This is a genomic window from Mycobacterium sp. E183 (assembly GCF_001667735.1).
Lineage (GTDB): Bacteria > Actinomycetota > Actinomycetes > Mycobacteriales > Mycobacteriaceae > Mycobacterium.
Genome location: NZ_LZJN01000222.1, coordinates 22,990 through 29,453 on the forward strand (window position 1 = coordinate 22,990; position 6,464 = coordinate 29,453).

Annotated in this window: 5 protein-coding genes; all 5 read right to left on the bottom strand. The window is 66.6% G+C overall.

Annotated features, from left to right (window positions below; all coding sequences use genetic code 11):
• Entirely contained in the window at nt 1-1,338 is a 1,338-nt protein-coding gene (locus A5691_RS26960; protein WP_068018703.1) for an amidohydrolase family protein, read from the bottom strand.
• 257 nt (nt 1,339-1,595) lie between these two features.
• The gene (locus A5691_RS26965) at nt 1,596-2,483 is read right to left on the bottom strand and encodes a DUF4436 domain-containing protein (protein ID WP_068018710.1); all 888 of its coding nucleotides are present in this window, start codon (nt 2,481-2,483) and stop codon (nt 1,596-1,598) included.
• A gap of 311 nt (nt 2,484-2,794) precedes the next feature.
• Nucleotides 2,795-3,208, bottom strand: a complete 414-nt coding sequence (locus A5691_RS26970) for a Zn-ribbon domain-containing OB-fold protein (RefSeq protein WP_067752238.1) — start codon at nt 3,206-3,208, stop codon at nt 2,795-2,797.
• A 6-nt stretch (nt 3,209-3,214) separates the two neighbouring features.
• Nucleotides 3,215-4,423 (bottom strand): thiolase family protein, encoded by a 1,209-nt coding sequence (locus A5691_RS26975; protein ID WP_068018707.1) that lies wholly within the window; start codon nt 4,421-4,423, stop codon nt 3,215-3,217.
• 9 nt (nt 4,424-4,432) lie between these two features.
• On the bottom strand, nt 4,433-6,464 hold a 2,032-nt coding region (locus A5691_RS26980), incomplete at its 5' end, for an acyl-CoA dehydrogenase family protein (protein WP_068266857.1).

Sequence of the window (6,464 nt, forward strand, 5' to 3'; positions counted from 1 at the left end):
TCAGTTGCCCAGGGTGGTGGCGCGCCCCGAAATACCGGCGGCCTCCGCCGTCACCTGCGACTGCAGGGCGAACTGGGTCATCCGGGTCCACGCGTCGCGGTCGCGCTGGCTGGCCCGGCGGCCGACGTGCGTCACCACGTCGACGTCAGTGGCCTGGGCGCGGAGGTGACCGGCGCGGGCGCGCTCCTTCGGGATGTGCTTGAACGGGTCGAATGAGTAGGCTGCCATGGCGTTTTCGTGCGTGATCTTGTCGATGACACTGTCGCCGAGATGCCCCATGGTCTCGATGACGTCCTCCGGCGCGAACGGCCAGTTGCTGTCGGAATGGGGAAAGTCGGACTCCCAGCACAGCATGTCCTCGTTGAACCACTCCATGTTGCGCACGCCGACCTTGTCGCTGATGAAGCACGTGTAGAAGTGCCGCTTGAACACGTCGGCCGGCCCGCTGTAACCGGGCGGGAACTTGGCCAGCGTCCACCCCGAATGACGGTTGTAGACGTGCTCGGCGCGCCACAGGAAGTACGGGATCCAGCCGACGTCTCCTTCGGTCAGCGAGAACTTCAATTGCGGGAAGTCCGCCCAGAATTCGGCCCAGATCAGCTCGGTGAAGGTGAACATGCTCATCATCGACGAGGCCGTCATCTGCACGCTGGGCGGGGCGTCGGTGGACACCTGCGGCGAACGGGACGCCGAGCCGACGTGCGTGCACAGGACGGTCTTGTTCTCGCAGACGGCCTCGAACAAGGGATACCAGTATTTGGTGTGAATGCTGGGCATCTGCAACGCCTCTGGGTTCTCCGAGAACGTGACGGCGTGGCAACCCTTGTCGGCGAGGCGTTCGACTTCCTTGGCCGCCTCCGCCACGTCGAACAGCGGCAGGATGCCGCAGGGGATGAATCGGCCCGGGTAGGCGGCGCACCACTCGTCGATGTGCCAGTCGTTGTACGCCTTGATCATCACCAGGTTGATGTCGCGGTCGGGGCCCTGGTTGAGCACCTGGCCGGAGAAGCCGGTGAAGTTGGGGAAGTTGAGGCCGGCCAGCTGGCCGCCGGCGTTCATGTCGCGGACCCGCTCGTGCACGTTGAAGCACCCGGGCCGCATCTCGTCGTAACGCGAAGCGTCGATGTTGTACATCTCCCGCGGCTTGCCCGCCACGGCATTCAGGCCCATGTTCCGCCCGCGGACCTCGCCGTAGTACCACTGCTGGACGCCGTCGGGTTCCATGACCACCCGGGGCGCGCGGTCCTTGTATTTCGCCGGAACGTGCGCGTCGAACATGTCGGCGGGTTCGGCGATGTGGTCATCCACGCTGATCAGGATCAGGTCGTCCTTGTTCATGCCGCACTCCTCACCGAGACAGTGACTAGTAGATAATGGCCTCGATCACAGTGTCAACACTGCGCTCTGGCCGCGGCTCCGCGCCTAACGGCCTGCGCTCCAACGTCTGACTGGGCAAGCCTGCCCTCTGCTCCGCCCCTCCATGGCGGCTCCATCGCGTGAACCAAGGCGACTATTAGTCACTTATCGTCCGGCGCTCATGCGTGATCACGCGCTGTCGGCTGGTCCAACGGCCGATCGGCACGGCCGGCAGCGCGCTAACGGGGAGGCGCGGCGCCCTCGGTTGCCCAATGCTCGGGCTGAGTCTCGCGGTCCGAATGTGGGCGCAAATGCCGCCACCACGACGCGATGTACAGCAGCATCGAGACCACCAGGGCAACAAGCACCCACAAAACGATGGTCATATCGATCCAGCTTCCGAACGCCGGCGAGCCGGGGAGGGCGTTTCTCAGCGGAACCACCGCAAACAGCATCGCCGCGTACCAGGCCACCATGGGCGACTGAAACTTTCGTCGGTCCCGCAGTGTCTGGACCGCGACGAAGACCCCTGCCCCCGCGATCGCGAGAAGGATGCACAGAATGATCATCGCGAACACCATGGTGCTCGCCGAGCGTTCCATGGTCACCTCGTAGGGCGCGAATGGTCTGGCTTGGTCCGGTCCGGCCGCGTGAATCTTCCACCCGGGCAACCGGTCAACGATCATCACCCTGGCGCGTTCGGGTGTTTGCATAGCGCCGACAAACAGTTCCACCGTGATCGGCCCGGTGTAGTAACGGTCGAACGGCCACCGTTCAGTGTCGCGTGACAAGGTCAGCGGGACCGGGAACACGCCGGGCAGTGCACCCTTCAACCAGGTGCGCTTCACTGGCGTCGCGACAGAGGTCACCTCGACGGTGAGGTCTTGCTTGAGGCTGGTGGTGGCCGGATCGAGCAGCATGGATCCGGGCGAAACCACTAGGTTGCCCCGAAGCACGCTGTAGTCCGACTGGACGCTTTCGATGTTCAGCGTCACGACCGTCCCACTTCGGGTCGATGATCCATCGGTTGAAACTCGGCGATATCCGGCGCCATCGATGTAGAGCACTATCGAGGTGATCATGGCGCTGACGACGACGACGACCAGCACTCCCATTCCGGCCTTCATTTGCGAATTCTCGCCGCCGACCGCCGGTTCAGGTTGCGACCGCCCGGTCGGCCGGAGATGCACCACATACCTCCCGTTGAACAACTTTCGGCTCATCGTAGTCGGACGGACGCGCCACACATGGCTCTCGCAGCGCTTTCCAAGCAGCCCGACAGGTTCGCGTGATCGCGCAGAAGCCCGCCGCGGCCGGTCGCGTCGCCGCTATCGCCCATGGTCGTCATTGGCCGACACAGCAGCTATGGACGCGCCGCCCGATCCAGAGGCTCCCGAATCGCCAAGCTACTCAAGGGCTGGCGGTGCCGGTACGCACCTCAGCCGGCGGGCGCGTAACGCAGCATCGTGACGTCGTGCTCCGGGTAGTCGAAGAACACCGGCCGCACGCGCATGCCAACCCTGAGAACCGCGGGATCGACGTTGACGATCTCGGTGGAAAACCTTGGCCCCTCGTCCCATTCGACGATGGCCAGCAGCTGCGGGACGGCGTCGGCGAAGTGCGGGCTGACCGGTCGGCGCGCGACGGTGTAGGAATACAACGTTCCCATGCCGGAGATCTCACGCCATTCCAGATCGTCGGCTAGCGTGCGCGGCGCGCGCACCCGCGGGTAGAACACGTAGCTTCCCAGCGACGGCGAGTACTGGATGACGATGCGATGCTGCGCCAGCGCATCCCAAAACGGCGCGCTGGTAGGGGTTTTGACGGGCATCGGGCGTTCGAAGGTGGTCATGTCCGATCAGTCCCCCTCGAGGATCAGTGTGGTCTGTTCCGACAGAATCCCGCCGTTGCCGGAAACGAAGGCGCGGTCGCAGTCGGCGACCTGCGCCGCGCCCGCCCGGCCCATGATCTGTCGGGTGGCGTCGCAGACGTGGTGCATGCCGCCGGCCAGCCCGGCCTGGCCGAACCCCAGTTGCCCGCCCCCGGTGTTTAGCGGAAAGTCGCCGCGGAAGGTCAGGTCATGGTTGGCGACGAACTCCATGCCCTTGCCCTTCTCGCAGAACCCCGCGTCCTCCAGCGACAGCAGCACGGTGATGGTGTAGCAGTCATAGATCGACACCATGTCCATCTGCTCGCGGCTCAGCTGCGTCATGGCGAACGCGGTGTCGGCGGCTTCGGCGATCGGGGTGTGCAGCAGGTCCTTCGCATAGGTCGGGGTCTTGAACGGCACATGCTCGCCGAATCCCTTGATCCACACCGGGCGGTGGCGCGCCCGTCGGGCGAGATCGGCATTGGCGACGACTACCGCCGCGCCCCCGACGCACGGCATGACGATCTCCAGCATGTGCAGCGGGTCGGCGATCACCGGGCTGGCCAGGACGTCGTCGACCGTGAGCGGTTTGTCCTTCCAGATCGCGCCCTCGGTGTGGTTGGCGTTGAACCGCTGGTCGACGACGATCTTGGCCATCGCCCGCTCGTCGTACCCGTAGACGGCCGCGTAGCGCTGGGCAACCTGGCCATAGGGTCCGTTCTGGCCGAGGTTGCCGTAGGGAATCTCGAATTCGGCCTGGGGAGAGCCGTATTGGTTGCTCGACGAGCCGAAGAACATCGCGTCGACCATGGGCCTGGGCTTCTTCTTCGATGACGGGGTGATGTAGCGGGCCGGCAGCGCACACAACACCGCGTCACAGATGCCCAGTTCGATCGCCGCAGCTGCCCGCCAGACCATGGCCGCGGCGCTGGCGCCGCCAAGGTCCACGTGTTCGGCGAATCGCGCCCCGACACCGAGGTATTCGGCGATGGTCGACGGAACGAAAATCTCCGACTCCGCCAGGTGCGACGCCACGATTCCGTTGACGACGTCGCCGGGCAGCCCGGCATCCGCGAGGGCGGCCGCGGACAGCTCCGCCCATTGTTCGATCGCGAACGGCGCGAGCGAGGCCTTGTTGAGCCGTTCGGGCGGGAGCTCGACATAGCCGACGATCGCAGCTTCTCCGCGTAATCCCATGGGCGGGTCCTACTTTCGAGGTAGTCCGAGGATCATCTGGGCAATGATGTTCAGCTGAATCTCCCGGGTTCCTCCGCCGATCAGCTCGGCGGGCAGGTGCAGGTAGCGCTCCACGATGTCGGGGTCGGCGTCGGCCATCATCGCCGCGCGCCCGGTCAATCGCAGGGTGGCCTCGAACGTTCTGCGCAGTAACTCGTTCATCGCCACCTTGGCGATGCTGGACGCCGGACCCGACGCCTGGCCGTCGAGCAACCGGATGGTCTCCCGCACCCCCAGCGCCTTGATGGCGTTCGTGTACGCGTCGAGTTCGCCGAGCGCGCGCAGCGCGTCGTCGCGGTCCGGCCCAGGTTCGGCCGCCAGCCGGCGCAGCGCGGCGGCCCGGTCGAACTTCACGTAACCGCTTATGGCGGAGCGCTCTTCGGCCATGGTCGCGATCGCCAGGTTCCAGCCGTCACTGGGGGCGCCCAGCAACATCTCGCCGGGGACGAACACGTCGTTGAGGAATACCTCGTTGAAGTGCGCCTGCCCGGTGGCCGTCTTGATCGGCTGGATTTCAATGCCGGGCGACCGCATATCCAGGATGAAGTAGCCGATGCCACGGTGCTTGCTCGCTTCGGGATCGGTGCGCGCCAGCAGGGCGCCAAGGTCTGCGTACTGCGCCAACGACGTCCAGATCTTGTGGCCGTTGATCCGCCAACCGCCGTCGACCTTGGTTGCCCGGGTGGCCAGCGACGCCAGGTCCGAGCCCGCGCCCGGCTCGCTGAACAGCTGGCACCAGTGAATCTCGCCGCGTTGGGTCGGCGGAATCAGCTTTTCCTGCAAGTCTTCTGGTGCGGCTGCCAGCACCGAGGGCAGGATCCACTCGGCGATGTTCAGCGACGGCCGGACCAGCCCGGGCCGCTTGGCGAACTCCTCGTCGATGATGAGCTGTTTGAGGGGACCCGCATCGATTCCCCACGGCGCGGGCCAATGCGGCGCGATCAGGCCGGCATCGGCCAGCAACGTGCGCTGGGGTCCGGAGGCCTGGTCCGGGTAGTCGCCGTGCGGTGCGGGCGTGTCGTTGCGCAACTGCATTGCGGCGTCAAGGGTCTCGGCCACCCAGGAACGGAACGGCGCTTCCGCGTCGCCCAGGTCGACCGACATGTCCCGTTGCCGGGTGCACGTCAGCTGCCCCAGGTGCCGGGCCCAGCGATTGGCCGGACCAATCGATGCCGCAAGACTGATCGCGCGCCGCCAATACAGGTGCAGGTCGTGTTCCCAAGTGAAGCCGATGGCGCCGAACATGGTCAACGCGTCGAGGACGAGGTCGGGCACCGGGGCGATCGCGATCACCGCCGCACCGGCGGCGGCCATGCGGTGCTGGTCGATGGGCTCGTCCGCGGCCCGCACCGCGTCCCAGGCCGCCGCGGTGGCCAGCTCGCTGCTGACCAGCAACATCGCGGCGTTGTGCTGCAACGCCTGGAAAGTTCCGATCACCTTGCCGAATTGTTCGCGGATGCGCAGGTGCGCCGTGACCGCCTCGACGCACCACTGCACGATGCCGGCGGTCGCGCTGGCCAGCAGACCCAACGTGACGCACCGCGCACGGTCGGGGTCGATCCCGGTGAGCACCTCCGTGCCGCCTGCGCGGTAATCGGCGAGCCGCACGATGCCGGCGTCGGAGATCAGGTCGGTGCCGTTTACGGGTTCGGTTGTCGCCGCAGGGTTCTCGGTGTCGGCGGCGACCCAGACCACGGTGTCGTTCTCCGTGCGCGCGGCGATGAGGATGGTGCGCGCAGCGCACACGCCCGCGGTGACCTCGGACGTGCCGGTGACCACCCATCCGCCATCGTCGGCGCGCGCGCTGAAGTCACCGTCGTCGGGGAGCACCGCCGCCGCGATGAGGCCCGCGGCCAGGTTGCGCACCAGCGCCTCGGCGGCAGGTGTGGGGTCGGCCAGCAGGGCGACGGCTCCCGCGGCGACCGTCGGCAGCAGCGGGCCGGGCAACAGCGCCTTGCCCGCCGCCTCCAGGACGCACGCGGCGTCGATCAGGCGCCCGCCC